This window comes from Holdemanella biformis DSM 3989 (assembly GCF_000156655.1).
Taxonomy (GTDB): domain Bacteria; phylum Bacillota_I; class Bacilli_A; order Erysipelotrichales; family Erysipelotrichaceae; genus Holdemanella; species Holdemanella biformis.
In genome coordinates this window covers 656,007-672,077 of the sequence record NZ_DS996841.1, presented here as the reverse complement: position 1 = coordinate 672,077, position 16,071 = coordinate 656,007, and the positions used below count along the sequence as shown (strand labels likewise).

Sequence of the window (16,071 nt, the reverse complement as noted above, 5' to 3'; positions counted from 1 at the left end):
AGATCGTAATGGTGGATACACTCGTGTAGTTAAAACACGTATCCGTCGTGGAGATGCAGCTCCAATGGCTATTGTACAATTCGTGAAGTAATTCCATTAATGAATAAAAGACACTGATTTTTGATCAGTGTCTATTTTTTTACGATAACTTTTTGAATTTGATCCTCTTTCCAAATGACAAGATCACAATCAAATCCCTCTTTAACTTGACCAGTATGTTGAAATCCTAATACATTCGCTACATTCTTTGTGAAGAATGGCAAAGCATTTTCATATCCAAGTTCATTTTTAAGATGGATGAATTCATTTCTTAAATTTGAAATTGGCGTAATACCAATTTCTTTAACGGAACCATCTTCATTGTATGTAGACCAAGATCCTTGAGCATCACTAGAAATGGTTACTTTCTCTGTGTTTTTGATCTTTCGAATATAATTTAATGTTTTGCCATTACCATCACAAGTGATGTCAATTGTACCGCCCATCTCTGTAAATTTTATAGCTTGTTCAAATAAATGAGGATTTCTTGTACAGTGCGTTGGCTGGAATAAAGAAATAGGAATATCCGCCTTTTCTAAGATGTTAAAAACTAATTCTAAGGCTTGTTTTTCGTCTCCCATATGAATTGTTAAGTTAGCTTGTTTTCCTGCGATTAAGCTTGCGGTACGGATTCTTGAAGCCAATCGAGTTAGTTCTTCCTCTGTTACATGACTCGATCTATGATCACTTAAAGCAAGTTTTACACCAAGAATACTATCAATAAACACAATATCGTCCTCCATAGAACTAGTTAGTGTATTACTAGGATAGGCATAGCTACCTGTTAAGATAAATGTATGTACACCTTTTTGTGTGAGTTCTTTCGCTTTCGCAAATAATTCTTTTGTACTTCTTGTGTAACCATCCGTTCCTAATAATCCAATGACAGTTGTGATACCGGCATCTAATATTTCCTGTACATCTATAGGTCTAGCTCTAGAAACAAATCCAGCTTCACCCCCACCACCAGTAATATGAACATGGCGATCAATCAAACCTGGCGTTAAAACACAGCCTGTGCCATCAATTGTTTCAATTGGGTAAGTTAGTTCGATATGATCATCAATTTTTTCGATTTTAGAATCAGAAATCAATACATCTTTTACTCCTAAATTTTTAGGTGCATAAATTTGAATATTTTTAATAAGTTTCATGCGTGTCACCTCAAAAATTATTATATAATAAAACTCAGGTGATGTTATGTTAATTTCAACAGAAAGTTTAAAAAAGAATATAAATGACAAATGCATTTTAAAAGATGCATCTTTTACAATAGAAGATACTGATAAAATTGCGTTGATTGGAGTCAATGGTACAGGTAAAAGTACTTTATTAAAGATACTTGCAGGTATTGAAAATTATGATTCAGGAACCATTATAAAAAAGAATGGAATTAAAATTCATTATTTGCCACAAAATCCAGAATTCAAAACAGATTGTGTATGGGATGAAATTCAACTTGTGAATTCTAAAAATGAGCACCCCGTCGCAGAATTTGAATTGAAATCGATCCTAACAAAACTGGGTATTACAGATTATCAAAGTGCAATGTCAACTATGTCAGGCGGACAAAGAAAAAGAGTGGCTCTTGCCTTAGCGCTATGTACAAGCTGTGACTTGTTGCTTCTAGATGAACCAACCAATCATTTAGATAATGACATGGTTGAATGGCTAGAAAATTATTTAATTCGTTCAAAAAGTGCAATATTTATGGTCACACACGATCGTTATTTTTTAGATCGTGTTTGTACAAAAATGATTGAATTAGATCAAGGAGACCTATATATTCATAATGGAAATTATGAAGTATATCTAGAAAATAAAGAAACGCGTATCGAACAAGAAAAACTAGCTGCACATAAACATAAGAATTTATATAAAAAAGAATTAGAGTGGGTAAGAGCGGGTGTACAAGCCCGTGGAACCAAATCCAACAGTCGACTTCAAAGGTTTGAAGAATTGCGTCAGAAACGCTTTAAACAACAAGAAGAGTCATTAAAAATCAATGCCGCTATGCAACGCTTAGGAAATAAAACAATTGAATGTATGAATTTAGGATTTGATTATCCAGAAAAACAATTGTTTCATGATTTCAACTATGTTTTATTACGCCAAGACCGTATCGGTATTATTGGAGAAAATGGATGTGGTAAATCCACATTACTTGATGTCATTGCAGGTTTAAAACAACCAACTTTTGGAACTATTGAATATGGCACAACTGTTAAAATTGGATATTTTAGGCAAGCCGATCAAGGTGTCGATTTAAATACGCGTGTTATTGATTATATTGAAGAAGTTTCAAAAGTCATTGAATACGATCGAATGACGCTGAGTGCATCACAAATGCTTGAAAGATTCTTATTTCCAAGAAACATGCACTATACTACATTATCAAGATTATCCGGAGGAGAAAGAAGAAGATTATATCTTTTAAGAGTCTTGATGCAAGAACCAAATATCTTATTATTAGATGAGCCAACAAATGATTTGGATATCTTAACATTAGACGTATTAGAAGACTACCTAGATAATTTTCAAGGTGCCATTATTACTGTTAGCCACGATCGTTATTTTTTGGATCGAGTTGTAGATAAAGTGTTTGTTCATCAAGAAGATGGTACATTTAAACAATATAGTGGTGGATATAGTGATTACTTAATAAAATCCAAAGACGAAAATAAAAAGGTGGTTATACAAAAACCAATTGAAAAGAAAAAGCGTTCTTTATTATCTTATATGGAGAAAAAAGAATTAGAACAATTACCAGAAAAAATGGAATTGTTAGAAACAGAAATGGAAACATTAGACCATCAAATGAATGAGTGTCAAAATGATTTTGCGAAATTAAAAGAATTAAGTGATATAAGAACACAAAAAGAAGAAGAATTAGAAATTTTGACAAATCGTTGGATGGAATTAGAAGAAAAAAAGGAAGGATAAAGTTTTAATTGGATATGGAGAATAGGGGATTTTTTAAAAAACCATCCCATGTGTTTTTGTTAGCTATGCTATGTTGTATACTATGGGGAAGTGCGGCTCCCTTTATTAAATGGGGATATCAATTATTTAACATTGAAGGCGTACCAAGTATATTGATGTTTGCGGGCATTCGCTTTGCGTTAGCCGGACTTTTAGTTATATTATTTGGCTCTTTCTTACAGAAAAAAGTATTAGTCGCAAAAAAAGAAAATATTCAAGGCATATGTACATTAGCTTTATTTCAAACAGCCGGACAATACTTTTTCTACTATATAGGACTTTCATATACATCGGGCGTAAATGGTTCGATTATTACCGGTACCAGTGCCTTTATATCTTTATTAGTAGCCAGTTTGATCTTTCATTATGAAAAGCTGACACTAAGGAAAACATTGGGATGTTTTATCGGATTCTTAGGTATTTTATTTATGAATATGAGTGGTGCTAGTGCAAACTTTTCATTTATAGGCGAAGGCTTTGTGTTAATGTCACAATTATGTGGAGCTATATCAGCCGCTTTTATTAAGAAGTTTACACAAAAACAAAATGCCGTACTATTAAGTGGATACCAATTCTTTTTAGGTGGTGTTTTACTAATTATCATTGGATATTTGATGGGAGGACACATTACATTTGAATTCAATCTAGGCCTTCTAGTATTGATTCATCTAGCCCTTGTATCCGCTATCGCCTATACGATTTGGGGATTGTTGTTATCTGTAAATCCTGTTAGTAAGATTGGTGTCTATATGTGTGTAACACCAATCATAGGTGTTATTTTATCAAGTGTTGTCTTACATGAATCCAATCAGGCATTCCAATTTTCAAGTTTAATTGCCTTGGTTCTAGTTAGCTTAAGTGTATTTTTAGTCAATAAAGAAACGCAGACAGATTGAGTTCTGTCTTTTTCTTTGCCTAAAAAAAGATCCTAGGCTTATCTAGGATCTAATAATTCAAAGCAACGCCCCACATCACTTGGATAATGAGCATCACTTGCAGTAACAATTTGTACATTATTTTCTTTTAGGATATTTCTAAAATCAGCATTTAAGCCAATATCAGGATGATGATATGAATAATGAGCTTTAGTGTTGTCTTCCATTTTAATGTTGTATTCATTTGCCAGACGAGCGATATGATGGTAGGTAGGATGTAAATCGTAGCCTGGATCAATCGAATACAATTTAATCACATCTGGATGACCCACTTGGTCAAAGAGATTGGATTGAATTAGTTTTTCAATAGAGTCATAATAGGATTTATAAATAGTAGAAGGATCATTTTTGTTCCAAAGTAATTCTTTAGAAAAGGAATCCATATCATATAAATAGCCATTTACAGAGTGTACACTACCAATTAGAAAGTCAAAATGATAGTTTTTAAGGATGGAGGATAATAGACTTTCTGTTTCAGGCGTATAACATACTTCAAGACCAAAACGCACATCAATGTCAAAAGTTTCTTTTTTTAAGGCTGCAATTAATTTTAAATAATCATCTATGGAGTTTTTTTGTTTCTTTAAAAACCACTCTTCTTGTAATTTAGATACTTCACAAACTCTTTTATAACAGTCTTTAAATTCGAAGAATCTATGCGTATGATCTAAAATCTGAAGATGAGTAATTCCTTTTTCTTTGGCAGCATCAATAAACTTACAAACATATTCAACGCTTAAATCACCATTTTCTAAATGTGTATGTGCATCAATCATAGTTAGCTCCTATTTCTTATAAGTAGATACTTTAATCATACCATTGATCTTCTCGATTGGTGTAATATCGACTTTTGTATCCAAATCAATAATTGTATACGCAATATCCTTCTTAGATTTATTCATCAAATTTTCGATGTTGGCATCCTTTAAAATATCCGTGATTTGAGAAATCATTTTTGGTTTATTATCATGAATACAAGTGATTCTAAATGGTGAATTCATATCCATTTTCGCATTTGGTAAATTGACAGAATTTGAAATATTTCCATAAGTTAAATAATCCATCAATTCTCGAGCTGCTTTTACAGCACAATTTTCTTCACTTTCTTCGGTTGAAGCACCTAAGTGAGGAATCGCAATGACTTTATCACTTTGAAGTACTTTTTGACTAGGAAAATCAGTTACATAAGATGCAACTTTATTTTCATCTAACGCCTCTAATAGAGCATCTTCATCAACAAGGCCGCCACGCGCAAAGTTTAATAATTTGACGCCATCTTTCATCTTGTCAAAACTATCTTTATTGATAAAGTTTTTTGTTCCATCATTTAAAGGTACATGAATCGTAATAAAATCACATTGACGATATAGATCATCAATATTTGTGACATGATTTACATATCGAGATAAATTCCATGCAGCATCAACAGACATATAAGGATCATATCCATATACTTTCATCCCGAAACGTAAAGCTAGATTGGCAACTTGAATACCAATAGCACCACAACCAATGACACCTAAAGATTTACCTGTTAATTCATGACCAGCATATTTTTTCTTTTGTTTTTCCACATCCTTTGCGATGTTCTCATTTTCTTTTTGCGTTTGGATCCATTCAATACCATGATAAATATCACGACTTGCCAGTAGCATACCCGCAAACACAAATTCTTTTACGGCATTACTATTTGCGCCGGGAGTATTAAATACGGCAATCCCTTTTTTAGTACATGTATCAATATCAATGTTGTTGACACCAGCACCTGCACGAGCGATGGCTTTTAAATTGTTGCCATATTCAATATCATGAAGATTGGCACTACGAACTAAAATGGCATCTTCATCTTCCATGTTTTCGTTTACTTCATAATCTGGCGTAAACTGATCTAAACCAATTTGCGCAATATTGTTATAGAGTTTTATTTTAGGCATTATAATTCTCCTCTTCAAATTTTCTCATAAATGCAATTAGGGCTTCTACACCTTCAAGTGGCATGGCATTATAAATACTTGCACGCATACCACCAACCGTTCTGTGACCTTTAATATTCACAATTCCTGCTTCTTTAGCTTCTTGAACAAATTTAGTATCTAGATCCTTGTCACCCGTCACAAAAGGAACATTTGTATAAGAACGATCTTCAGGTACAACAGGATTTGAATAGAGTTTAGAAGCATCGATATAGTCATATAATAATTTAGCTTTTTGACGATTGATCTTTTCCATGTTTTCCAATCCACCAATTTGTGTTTCTAGCCATTCAAGTACCAAACCACAAATATAGATCGCATAAGTAGGTGGTGTGTTAAACATAGAATCATTGTCAGCATATGTTTTGTAGTTCAACATGCTTGGTGTTTTTTCGTCGGCTAAACCAATCAAGTCTTTTTTTATAATAACCACGGTCAATCCGGCAGGACCCATATTTTTTTGGGCACCGGCAAAAATTAAATCGTATTTAGAAACATCGCATCTTTCACTTAAAATACAACTTGATAAATCAGCAACTAAAAGCTTACCTGCATGAGGTGGAAGCTCTTTATATTTCGTTCCATAGATTGTATTGTTTTCACAAATATATACATAATCTGAATCTTCACTTAAATCTTCCTGCTTAATTTTAGGAATATATGTAAAGTTGTCCTCTGCACTAGAAGCAACTACATTTACTTTTCCTAATTTTTCATGTTCTTTCAAAGCCTTTTTTGTCCATTGGCCCGTATTGATCAAATCTACGTTATGTTTTTCTAAATTCAAAGGAATCATAGTAAATTGTAAAGAAGCACCTCCTTGTAAGAATAAAATTTCATATTCATCTGGAATATTCATCAATCTTTTTAGTCTTGCTTTACAAGTATCTATAATATCCTTAAATTCACTGGAACGGTGGGACATCTCCATAACGCTCATTCCACTATTGTGAGCGTCCAACATTTCGCTTGCAGCTTTTTTTAGTACCCATTCTGGTAAGCATGCGGGACCGGCACTAAAGTTATATACACGTGTCATATTGTTACCTTGGTGAAAATATTTCCGCCTTTCCTTTCTTTATGTTTCATGATTATACATTTATTTACATTTAATTTCAAGAAATTTGTTCATAAAATAAATTCAAGTGTATTTAAAATTAAAACAAATTATTTAACGAAAGCTTAACAGAACCATTCTTTTTGTTTAACAAACAAGCACTATGATATGTGTGTCGAAAGAAAAGAGGACAAAGAAAATATGAATAAGTTTTTAAAAGGTGCAATGATCGTAGGATTATCTGCAGCTATGGTAGGATGTAGTTCAAATGCTACATCAAATGACAGTGATTCAAAAAGTGAAAGTTTAAGCGGAACAATTACAGCCGCAGGTTCAAGTGCATTGAAACCATTGGTTGATGTTGCAGCCGAACAATTCTCTAATGAAAACCCAGATGTTTCTATTACAGTCGATGCTGGTGGATCTGGAGAAGGTTTAAAACAGGTGGCTGATAAAACAGTTACACTTGGAAATTCCGATGTTGCAGCTGAAGAAAAATTAGATAAGGATCAAGCTAAAGATTTAGTCGATCACCAAGTTTGTGTTGTAACAATGGCTCCAATTGTAAATAAAGATGTAGGTGTTAAAGATTTAACAAAACAACAATTGATTGACATCTTCACAGGAAAAACAACAAACTGGAAAGATGTTGGTGGACCGGATGAAGATATTGTATTGGTGACTCGCCCAACTTCATCAGGAACAAGAGCCACATTCCAAAAATATGCATTAGATGGAAATGAAGAAGCAAGCAATGCCTCAATGGAAACAGATGATTCAGGTGTATTGTTACAAAATGTAACAGATACAAAGGGTGCAATTGGTTATGTAGCATTATCTTATTTAGTAGACAATGACGATGTAGATACTATCGCAATTGATGGTGTCAAACCAACATTAGAAAATACTTATAGTGGTGACTACAAAGTTTGGACATTTGAACACATGTACACAAATGGAGAGCCAGATAAAGCAACAAAGGCGTTCTTAGATTACATCATGGGTGAAAAATTCGGTAAGAAAATGGAATCATTAGGCTATGGTGTTTCTAGTAAAATGGAAAAAACAGATCACTAATTACTAGTTCTTTAACGGACATTGAAATATATGTCCGTTATTCATTTAGTTTGGAGGAATTTGATGCGTCGTAAAAGCATGTTTTGTAAAGAATATTTCTGGCAGATTCTTGTAACAATTGGTGGACTGTTCGTAATATTCGTAACTTTATTGATCGGAGCCTTTCTGGTTTACAAAGGTTCGGATACATTTTTTAAATTTCATCACACTCTACAAGAATTTCTTGGCAGCGCCAACTTTGCACCTATGGATAATGCCAGTTCAAAAGGACATGTAGGAGCCTTGATCTTTATTGTTGGATCGCTATGTGTTTGTGGTTTAGCTTTATTGATTGCCACACCATTTGCGTTAGGATCATCTATTTTTATGACAGAAATTTCACCTAAGTTTGGTGAAAAATTCTATCGTCCTATGGTTGAAATCTTTGCCGGAATTCCTAGTGTTGTTTATGGATGGGTTGGATTAACGGTTTTGATTCCCTTTTTAAAGAAAGTATTTGATTTGCAGGTAGGACACTCCATACTTGCAGCAAGTTTAGTTCTATCAATTATGATTTTTCCATCGATTACAAGTGTAGCTAGTGATGCGATTCGAGCTGTTTCAAAAGAAACACGAATGGCTGCATATGGACTTGGCTCAACACGTTGGCAAACGATATATCGTGTTGTGATTCCTGCTGCTTTGCCAGGCGTTATTTCAGGTATTGTTTTAGGACTTGCAAGAGCATTTGGAGAAGCTTTAGCGGTTGCGATGGTCATTGGTCAAACAACTGCTTTACCTAAGAGTATTTTCTCCACTTCAAAAACACTAACAACTGAAATTGCTGCTCAAATGGGAAATGCGATGGAAGGCGGAGAAATGAAGGCAGCCTTATGGACAATGGCTTTATTATTATTCTTGATTTCGTTATTGTTTATCACAATCATTCATAAGTTTTCAAAACCGAAAGGAGAATAAAGATGGATTCTAGAATTAAAAGAGCAAAAATGGTAGATCAATGTATGACAATTCTATTTTATGGTATCGCCTTATTCTTCTTTCTACTTCTTGTAGGCTTTGCCGGTAAAGTGATTGTTGGTGGCTTGTTAGGTGCTAAACCAGAGATGTTTGGCTTTTCTCGATCTGGCAGTATTGGAAACCAAGTCTTTAATACAATTTACTTAGTATTTATTTCATTGCTTGTATCTGTTCCTATTGGTGTGTTAGCCGGCATATATTTGGCTATGTACGCAAAACCAGGTCTTGTGACACGCTTTTTAAGAACTTGTATTGAAACATTGTCTTCTTTACCAAGTATCGTAGTGGGCTTGTTTGGATATTTGATTTTCTTGGTTGTATTAGGACTATCAAAAAGTTTATTAGCAGGTGCTTTATCTATTTCGATTTTAAGCTTACCTTTGATCACAACCACTACAGAAGATGCGATAAAAGGTTTACCAGAAGGTTATTATCAAGGAAGTATGGGACTTGGAGCAACAAAGTGGCAAACTATATTTCATGTACTATTGCCTGCGTGTCTATCACGTATTATGACTGGAGTCATTTTAGCGGCTGGTCGTGGATTTGGTGAGGCTGCCGTATTACTTTATACAACAGGATCAGGAAGTGATTTGCGTTGGAATAACTTTAGTTTTACATCTCCAACATCACCAATTAATGTTTTAAGACCGGCTGAAACATTATCTATTCAAATTTGGAATTTACAGACAAATGGTCAAGATCGTGCATTGGCGAATCTATCGAGTGCTGTATTAATGATTTTAGTATTAGCGTTTAGTATTGGTGCGAATGTCTGGTCAAGACATATCTCTAAAAAACAAGCTGGATTAGAGAAATAGAAAGGTTAACTATGAATAATAAATTTACAGTGAATGATTTGAATTTATATTATGGGGATTTCCATGCCTTAAAGAATATAAATTTGGATATCAAAGAAAAAGAAATTACGGCATTCATTGGTCCTAGTGGATGTGGTAAATCGACATTTTTAAAAACATTAAATCGTATGAATGATTTGGTAGAAAACACTAGAATTACCGGAGATATTTGTCTAGATGGTACGGATATCTACAAAAACATGGATGTGATTGAATTAAGACGTAGAGTTGGAATGGTATTTCAACAGCCCAATCCATTCCCTAAAAGTATTTATGACAATATTGCGTATGGTCCAAGAATTTTTGGAATTAAAAAGAAAAGTGAATTAGATGAAATTGTTGAAAGAAGCTTAAGACAAGCTGCCATTTGGGATGAAGTAAAAGATCGTTTGCATAAATCGGCTTTAGGAATGTCAGGTGGTCAACAACAACGTTTGTGTATCGCAAGAGCCTTGGCAATGCAGCCGGAAGTTTTATTGATGGATGAACCTACAAGTGCTTTAGATCCAATTTCCACAAGTAAGATTGAAGAGTTAACTTTAGAATTGAAGAAAGACTATACAATCGTTATTGTTACGCACAATATGCAGCAAGCTATGCGTATCAGTGATAAAACTGCCTTCTTCTTATTGGGGGATTTAATTGAGTATAGTGATACAGAAACATTGTTCTCTACACCAAAAGAAAAGAAAACAGAAGACTATATTACGGGGAGGTTTGGATAATGGTTTTACCTACAAAGTTTTTAAAACAAACAAGACAGTTAGAACTGACTATGACACAAATGTCTCAAGACTGTTTGAAAGGTTTATGGTTTTGCAAACACGCTATTTTAGATGGAAACAAAACTTTAGTTCAAGATGTTTCACAAATGCACGAAGAAGTGAGTGAACAAGGAAGAGAGGCTGAACAAATTTGCATGAAGATCCTTCTTCTTCAGCATCCGGTTGCGAAAGATTTAAGGCGTATTACGGTAGCTACAAATACAATTCGTGATTTAACACGTATCATGGATCAGGAAAAAGAAGTCGCAGAACTAATTTGTGCATTGAATATGGAAGATTTAATTGTGGATGATTGTATTCAACAACAGTTTTCAATTGCGAAAGAAATGATTACTCTTGCGATTGAAGCTTTTATTCAAAAGGATGAAAAGGCAGCAAATCAAGTGATTAAAATGGATGATCAAGCGGATGCACAATATGAAATGGCGAAAGAAATCTATGTGGATTTATTAGCTAAAAAAGAACATGATACAGGTACATTGGTAGATGTCTTATTAGTAGGTAAATATTTAGAGAGAATTTGTGATCATTGTGTAAACGTTGGAAAATGGGTTCTTTATCAAAAGTCTGGCATTTTTGAAGAAATTGAATGAAAAAAAGCTGTAAGCAAATTTGCTTACAGCGTATTTTTTACTTGGTGGAGCGTATCGGGATCGAACCGATGACCCCCTGCGTGCAAGGCAGGTGCTCTCCCAGCTGAGCTAACACCCCAAGTGCCTTATAATATTATCGAATTTTTTTGGAAAAAGCAAGTATTTTTTGATAAAATTAATATATGAAAAAACAATGGACATGGATCATGATTCTATGTGTATTCAATTTTACTTTGATGGGATTTATCTTAACGCATCCAACATCAAAAAAACAAGATGCAAAAATTGTGGAAAAAGAAGAGAAGAAGTCTTTTACATTTGTTGGTGTCGGAGATAACTTATATCATAATACACAATATATGTGTCAAGAACAAAATGAATACTATAATTTTGATTCTTATTATGAAATGACGAATAAATATACACAAAAGGCCGATTTGGCTTATATCAATTTTGAAACATTGTGTATAGGTGAAGAATATGGATTGAGTGGCTATCCTACTTTTAATGGGCCTACGGAAATTTTATCTTCCGTAAATAAGGCTGGCTTTGATTGGTGGAGTTTAAGTTCAAACCATTCAATGGATAGAGGCGTTGAGGGCTTGTTGAAACAGATCGAATTGGTTCGTGAAAATTATCCGGATGTCATTACTACGGGTTCTCATACATCCAAAAAAGATAGAAATCGTACTTTAGTTAAAGAAATCAATGGTATTAAAGTAGGTTTTTTAGGCTATACTTATGGCTTGAATGGTTTTGTCTTGCCAGAAGATAAGCCTTGGCTTGTGGATTTGATTGATAAGGAACAAATGAAAAAGGATATGGAAGCTTTAAGTAAAGTAAGCGATATTCAATTGGTTTCCATGCATTGGGGCGATGAATATCAAACATATCCAAATGATGAGCAGCAAGATTTGGCAAATTATTTAAATGAGTTGGGTGCTGAAGTTGTGATTGGATCGCATCCGCATGTAATTCAGCCAGCTAAAATAATCAAAGGGAAAAAACAAGATACACTTGTATATTATTCGTTGGGAAATTATACGAGTACACAAGATGTGGATGAAAGAATGGTTGGGGGAATGGCTAGCTTTACTGTAAACTATGATCCAAATACTAAAAAGACATCTTTCACAAATACAAAGTTTATTCCGTTGATTACATGGTTTGATGCAGGATATAGTACATGGAAAACATATTCGATTGAAGATTATAATGATTCCATTGCTTCAACACATAGATTATCAGGTGAATATGATATGTCTAAAGAATGGGTTCAACAATATGTTCAATCTGTTATGCAAGATTCAGAAGGGATTGAGGTGGTATTAGAGTGAGTCAAAATCAAAAAACAATAGCCGAAAATCGTAAGGCAAGACACGATTATGAATTGTATGATCGTTTTGAAGCTGGACTCGTACTTCAGGGTACAGAAATCAAAAGTATTCGAAGAGGAAAAGTCCAATTAAAAGATAGTTATATTAGTTTTCAAAAGGGTGAAGCTTTTATTAAAGGAATGCATATCTCTCCTTATGAATTTGGAAATCGATTCAATCATGATGAAACAAGAGATCGTAAGCTTTTAATGCATAAACAAGAGATTCAAAAATTAGAACAATCAGCTCGTATAAAAGGATATACAGTTGTACCAGTAAAAATTTATTTATATAAAGGATTAGCTAAACTTGAAATAGCTTTGGCAAAAGGTAAAAATCTTCATGATAAGCGTGAATCTCAAAAGGCGAAGGATGCGCAAAGAGAGATTCAAAAGGCCTTGAAAAATCAGTATTAATAGATTATACTGATATTCCTTGGGGATGTTCAGGCATTCGATGAGTAAATGTTTGGATTCGGCCACAGCCACGAAGGATACGTGTAATAACCAACTTAAATTAATTGCTAAAAATAAACTTGCTAATGTATTTGGTATGAACCAAAGCATGGCTTTCGCTGCTTAATTTTATTGCCTACGTTTGGCTTCGCAGCCCCTTTCTGAAATTTCGCTTTCTTATTTTAGACTGAGTGTTAAAGAAAAGAAGATAGAAATAAGCATTGGCTAGCTGCTTATTTTGAATCAACTATAGCTAAACCAAAAGAATTTTTGTTTCCATCCGAAACTTTTGGATAACTAGATGGAAAAAGCTGTAAACGCTGTCTCGTGGGACTTTGCTTAGACAGGAGTTCGATTCTCCTCATCTCCACCAAAGACAATCAACGCCCTTATTTAAAGGGCGTTTTAATTTATCGTGATGTATTTTTTGATGTATAATAAATAAGAAAGAAGGTAAATTTACATATGAGGATTGCAGTAAGCTATAAAGACGGAGAAGTGTTCCAACATTTTGGGCATAGTTCAGAATTTAAAATCTATGACACAGATCATAATGAAATTATTAAGAGTGAAATAATTACAGTCGAAGGGCATGGACATGTTGGTGTTTCAAATGCATTGAAAGAACAAAATGTAAACATTGTACTTTGTGGTGGCATTGGACAAGGGGCTAAAACTGCATTGGCTGGTTTTGGGATCCATTCTTTTGGTGGGGTAACCGGAAATGCGGATGAGGCTGTTAAGAAATATTTAAGAGGAAAGCTTGAATTTACAACGGATGTGACTTGTACAAAACATGAATCTGGCAAAAGTCATTCTTGTGGTGGACATTGCCATTAATTCTTGAGTTTTTCTTTTGACACGCCTTGTATTTCGGTCTATAATCTAGGCAACAATAGTGATAAGGATATGAATACATTCTATTCAAATGTAGAGAGAGTGTGATTGGTGAAAACACTTTGCGAATGTATGTATTTACTCCCTTTGAATTGCCCTTGAAAAAGTGTGCCGTAATTCTTGCGTTAAAAGGTTTGAGGTGTATACAGTAATTGTATAAACAAAGGTGGTACCGCGTGCGACAGACGTCCTTTGATGGCTGTCGCTTTTTATATGGAAAAATGGAGGAAAATAAAATGGAATTAGTGAATGTATTAGAAAATGAACATTTATCTATGTTGAACCACTCATGTGCTCATATGATGGCTCAAGCTGTTAAGCGTTTATATCCAAATGCTAAATTTTGGGTAGGACCTGTTATTTCTGAAGGTTTCTACTACGATATGGATTTAGGAGATGTAAAATTAAAAGAAGAGGATTTGGCAAAAATCGAAAAAGAAATGAAGAAAATTGCCAAAGACGGAAAGAGAATTGTTCGTGAAGAAATCTCTAAAGAAGATGCTTTAGAAATGTTCAAGGACGATCCTTATAAAATTGATTTGATCAACGGATTAGAAGATGGAAATATCACAATTTATCGTCAAGGTGAATTTGCGGATCTATGTCGTGGACCTCACGTTGAGACTGTTAAAATGTGTAAAAACTTTAAATTGTTGAAACATTCTGGTGCTTACTGGAAAGGTGATGCAAACAATAAAATGCTTCAACGTGTTTATGGTATTTGTTTCGATACAAAAGAAGAATTGGAAGCTCACTTGGAAGCTTTAGAAGAAGCTAAAAAACGTGACCACAAGAAATTAGGAAAAGAAATGGGTTTATTCACAATTAGTGAATTTGCACCAGGTATGCCTATCTTCTTGCCGGATGGAATGATTTTACGTAACATCTTGGAACAATACTGGTACCAAGAACATACAAAGGAAGGATACCAATTCATTAAGACTCCAATTATGATGTCAAAAGAATTATGGGAGTTAAGTGGACACTGGGATCACTATAAAGACAATATGTACACTTCAATGGTTGATGATCGTGAATTCGCAATCAAACCAATGAATTGTCCAGGTGCATTATTAGTATATAACTCAACTTTACACTCATATAAAGACTTACCATTGCGTTTAGGAGAACTAGGACAAGTACACCGTCACGAAGCCAGTGGTGCATTGAATGGATTATTCCGTGTACGTACATTTACACAAGATGATGCGCACTTATTTGTAACTCCAGATCAATTGGAAGAAGAAGTTAAAAAAGTATTACAATTGGTAGATCGTATTTATTCTGTATTTGGTTTACCTTATGAGATTGAATTATCAACTCGTCCAGAAAGTGGATATATTGGTTCTGAAGAAATTTGGGATGTTTCAGAAAAAGCATTGGCACAAGCTTGCGTTCATGCAGGTAAAGAATATAAAGTAAATCCTGGAGATGGTGCATTCTATGGACCTAAATTGGATATCCATATTAAAGATAGTTTAGGACGTGTATGGCAATGTGGTACTGTACAATTGGATATGAACTTGCCAGAAAGATTCGAATGTAAATATGTAGATGCAGATGGAACTAAGAAAACACCAATTATGTTACACCGTGTGGTTTATGGATCAGTTGAACGTTTCATTGGTATCTTGATCGAACACTTTGGCGGACACTTCCCATTGTGGTTAGCTCCACGTCAATTTGTGGTAATTCCAGTTCACCATGAAAAACATGTTGAATACGCAAATAAAGTATGCGATGCATTAACAGCATTAGGAATGCGTGCTACAGTAGATTCTCGTAATGAAAAATTGGGTTATCGTGTTCGTGAGGCACAGCTACAAAAGGTTACTTACCAAATCGTAGTGGGTGATGGAGAACAAGAAAATAACACAGTAACAATTCGTCAGAGTGGTAAAAAGGATAGTGTTACATTATCTTTAAATGAAGCTTTAGCTAAATTTAAAGCGGAAGTAGACAACAAAACATTGTTTGGAAAGTAAAAGTTTAGAGGTCAAAAATTGGCCTCTAATTTTTTTTGTC

16 protein-coding genes, 1 tRNA gene, 1 other RNA gene and 1 other annotated feature are annotated in these 16,071 nt (G+C 34.1%); of the genes, 13 read left to right on the top strand and 5 right to left on the bottom strand.

Going from position 1 to position 16,071, the window contains the following annotated elements:
* A partial coding sequence (locus tag EUBIFOR_RS12420; protein WP_222704512.1) for a L17 family ribosomal protein occupies nt 1-91 on the top strand: 91 nt, incomplete at its 5' end.
* Between the two features lie 40 nt (nt 92-131).
* Here EUBIFOR_RS12420 and iadA read toward each other — a convergent pair.
* Nucleotides 132-1,193 carry a beta-aspartyl-peptidase gene (gene iadA, locus EUBIFOR_RS04845; RefSeq protein WP_003864822.1) on the bottom strand — a complete coding sequence of 354 codons (1,062 nt, stop codon included), beginning with the start codon at nt 1,191-1,193 and terminating at the stop codon, nt 132-134.
* A gap of 46 nt (nt 1,194-1,239) precedes the next feature.
* Between iadA and EUBIFOR_RS04840 the strand changes: the two genes are divergently transcribed.
* A complete protein-coding gene (locus EUBIFOR_RS04840) occupies nt 1,240-2,982 on the top strand; it encodes an ABC-F family ATP-binding cassette domain-containing protein (RefSeq protein WP_003864821.1) in 1,743 nt (580 codons plus the stop codon).
* A 14-nt stretch (nt 2,983-2,996) separates the two neighbouring features.
* The gene (locus tag EUBIFOR_RS04835; RefSeq protein WP_003864820.1) at nt 2,997-3,917 is read left to right on the top strand and encodes a DMT family transporter; all 921 of its coding nucleotides are present in this window, start codon (nt 2,997-2,999) and stop codon (nt 3,915-3,917) included.
* Nucleotides 3,918-3,955: 38 nt separating this feature from the next.
* Here the strand turns inward: EUBIFOR_RS04835 and EUBIFOR_RS04830 are convergent, their stop codons facing one another.
* Genes EUBIFOR_RS04830 through serC form a run of 3 tightly spaced genes read right to left on the bottom strand, consistent with a single transcriptional unit; the run spans nt 3,956 to nt 6,968 of the window.
* Complete coding sequence (locus tag EUBIFOR_RS04830; protein ID WP_003864819.1) at nt 3,956-4,732, bottom strand: histidinol-phosphatase HisJ family protein; 777 nt, start codon at nt 4,730-4,732, stop codon at nt 3,956-3,958.
* Nucleotides 4,733-4,741: 9 nt separating this feature from the next.
* Complete coding sequence (locus EUBIFOR_RS04825) at nt 4,742-5,890, bottom strand: 3-phosphoglycerate dehydrogenase family protein (protein WP_003864818.1); 1,149 nt, start codon at nt 5,888-5,890, stop codon at nt 4,742-4,744.
* Nucleotides 5,883-6,968, bottom strand: a complete 1,086-nt coding sequence (serC, locus tag EUBIFOR_RS04820; protein WP_003864817.1) for a 3-phosphoserine/phosphohydroxythreonine transaminase — start codon at nt 6,966-6,968, stop codon at nt 5,883-5,885. Before serC ends, EUBIFOR_RS04825 begins: the two co-directional genes overlap by 8 nt.
* Nucleotides 6,969-7,187: 219 nt before the next feature.
* On the opposite strand from serC, the gene EUBIFOR_RS04815 reads away from it, so the two are divergent.
* The 5 genes from EUBIFOR_RS04815 (at nt 7,188) to phoU (ending at nt 11,318) form a co-directional block, all read left to right on the top strand.
* Complete coding sequence (locus EUBIFOR_RS04815; protein WP_040466154.1) at nt 7,188-8,063, top strand: phosphate ABC transporter substrate-binding protein; 876 nt, start codon at nt 7,188-7,190, stop codon at nt 8,061-8,063.
* 63 nt (nt 8,064-8,126) lie between these two features.
* On the top strand, nt 8,127-9,020 hold the full coding sequence (gene pstC, locus EUBIFOR_RS04810) for a phosphate ABC transporter permease subunit PstC (RefSeq protein WP_040466153.1): 894 nt from the start codon (nt 8,127-8,129) through the stop codon (nt 9,018-9,020).
* Between the two features lie 2 nt (nt 9,021-9,022).
* Nucleotides 9,023-9,901, top strand: coding sequence for a phosphate ABC transporter permease PstA (gene pstA / locus EUBIFOR_RS04805; RefSeq protein WP_003864814.1), 879 nt, complete (start codon nt 9,023-9,025; stop codon nt 9,899-9,901).
* 11 nt (nt 9,902-9,912) lie between these two features.
* Nucleotides 9,913-10,665 (top strand): phosphate ABC transporter ATP-binding protein PstB, encoded by a 753-nt coding sequence (gene pstB, locus EUBIFOR_RS04800; RefSeq protein ID WP_003864813.1) that lies wholly within the window; start codon nt 9,913-9,915, stop codon nt 10,663-10,665.
* Complete coding sequence (gene phoU, locus EUBIFOR_RS04795; RefSeq protein WP_003864812.1) at nt 10,665-11,318, top strand: phosphate signaling complex protein PhoU; 654 nt, start codon at nt 10,665-10,667, stop codon at nt 11,316-11,318. The genes pstB and phoU overlap by 1 nt, the downstream gene beginning before the upstream one ends.
* A 42-nt stretch (nt 11,319-11,360) precedes the next feature.
* On the opposite strand, the gene EUBIFOR_RS04790 is transcribed toward phoU, so the two are convergent.
* Nucleotides 11,361-11,436 (bottom strand) — tRNA-Ala (locus tag EUBIFOR_RS04790).
* A gap of 64 nt (nt 11,437-11,500) precedes the next feature.
* On the opposite strand from EUBIFOR_RS04790, the gene EUBIFOR_RS04785 reads away from it, so the two are divergent.
* The 5 genes from EUBIFOR_RS04785 (at nt 11,501) to thrS (ending at nt 16,031) form a co-directional block, all read left to right on the top strand.
* On the top strand, nt 11,501-12,655 hold the full coding sequence (locus EUBIFOR_RS04785) for a CapA family protein (protein ID WP_003864811.1): 1,155 nt from the start codon (nt 11,501-11,503) through the stop codon (nt 12,653-12,655).
* A complete protein-coding gene (gene smpB, locus EUBIFOR_RS04780) occupies nt 12,652-13,110 on the top strand; it encodes an SsrA-binding protein SmpB (protein ID WP_003864810.1) in 459 nt (152 codons plus the stop codon). The genes EUBIFOR_RS04785 and smpB overlap by 4 nt, the downstream gene beginning before the upstream one ends.
* Before the next feature lie 21 nt (nt 13,111-13,131).
* Nucleotides 13,132-13,522, top strand: a transfer-messenger RNA (tmRNA) gene (gene ssrA / locus EUBIFOR_RS12415).
* 92 nt (nt 13,523-13,614) lie between these two features.
* The gene (locus EUBIFOR_RS04775) at nt 13,615-13,989 is read left to right on the top strand and encodes a NifB/NifX family molybdenum-iron cluster-binding protein (RefSeq protein WP_003864809.1); all 375 of its coding nucleotides are present in this window, start codon (nt 13,615-13,617) and stop codon (nt 13,987-13,989) included.
* A 49-nt stretch (nt 13,990-14,038) separates the two neighbouring features.
* Nucleotides 14,039-14,242, top strand: a binding site (T-box leader).
* A gap of 40 nt (nt 14,243-14,282) precedes the next feature.
* Nucleotides 14,283-16,031: a threonine--tRNA ligase gene (thrS, locus tag EUBIFOR_RS04770; RefSeq protein ID WP_040466217.1), complete on the top strand. Its 1,749-nt coding sequence runs from the start codon at nt 14,283-14,285 to the stop codon at nt 16,029-16,031.
* Nucleotides 16,032-16,071 lie beyond the last annotated feature (40 nt).

Excerpts from the sequence above, each read along its gene's own strand:
- iadA (WP_003864822.1), bottom strand. The coding sequence starts at position 1,193 with ATGAAACTTATTAAAAATATTCAAATTTATGCACCTAAAAATTTAGGA.
- EUBIFOR_RS04840 (WP_003864821.1), top strand. The coding sequence starts at position 1,240 with ATGTTAATTTCAACAGAAAGTTTAAAAAAGAATATAAATGACAAATGC.
- EUBIFOR_RS04835 (WP_003864820.1), top strand. The coding sequence starts at position 2,997 with ATGGAGAATAGGGGATTTTTTAAAAAACCATCCCATGTGTTTTTGTTA.
- EUBIFOR_RS04830 (WP_003864819.1), bottom strand. The coding sequence starts at position 4,732 with ATGATTGATGCACATACACATTTAGAAAATGGTGATTTAAGCGTTGAA.
- EUBIFOR_RS04825 (WP_003864818.1), bottom strand. The coding sequence starts at position 5,890 with ATGCCTAAAATAAAACTCTATAACAATATTGCGCAAATTGGTTTAGAT.
- serC (WP_003864817.1), bottom strand. The coding sequence starts at position 6,968 with ATGACACGTGTATATAACTTTAGTGCCGGTCCCGCATGCTTACCAGAA.
- EUBIFOR_RS04815 (WP_040466154.1), top strand. The coding sequence starts at position 7,188 with ATGAATAAGTTTTTAAAAGGTGCAATGATCGTAGGATTATCTGCAGCT.
- pstC (WP_040466153.1), top strand. The coding sequence starts at position 8,127 with ATGCGTCGTAAAAGCATGTTTTGTAAAGAATATTTCTGGCAGATTCTT.
- pstA (WP_003864814.1), top strand. The coding sequence starts at position 9,023 with ATGGATTCTAGAATTAAAAGAGCAAAAATGGTAGATCAATGTATGACA.
- pstB (WP_003864813.1), top strand. The coding sequence starts at position 9,913 with ATGAATAATAAATTTACAGTGAATGATTTGAATTTATATTATGGGGAT.
- phoU (WP_003864812.1), top strand. The coding sequence starts at position 10,665 with ATGGTTTTACCTACAAAGTTTTTAAAACAAACAAGACAGTTAGAACTG.
- EUBIFOR_RS04785 (WP_003864811.1), top strand. The coding sequence starts at position 11,501 with ATGAAAAAACAATGGACATGGATCATGATTCTATGTGTATTCAATTTT.
- EUBIFOR_RS04775 (WP_003864809.1), top strand. The coding sequence starts at position 13,615 with ATGAGGATTGCAGTAAGCTATAAAGACGGAGAAGTGTTCCAACATTTT.
- thrS (WP_040466217.1), top strand. The coding sequence starts at position 14,283 with ATGGAATTAGTGAATGTATTAGAAAATGAACATTTATCTATGTTGAAC.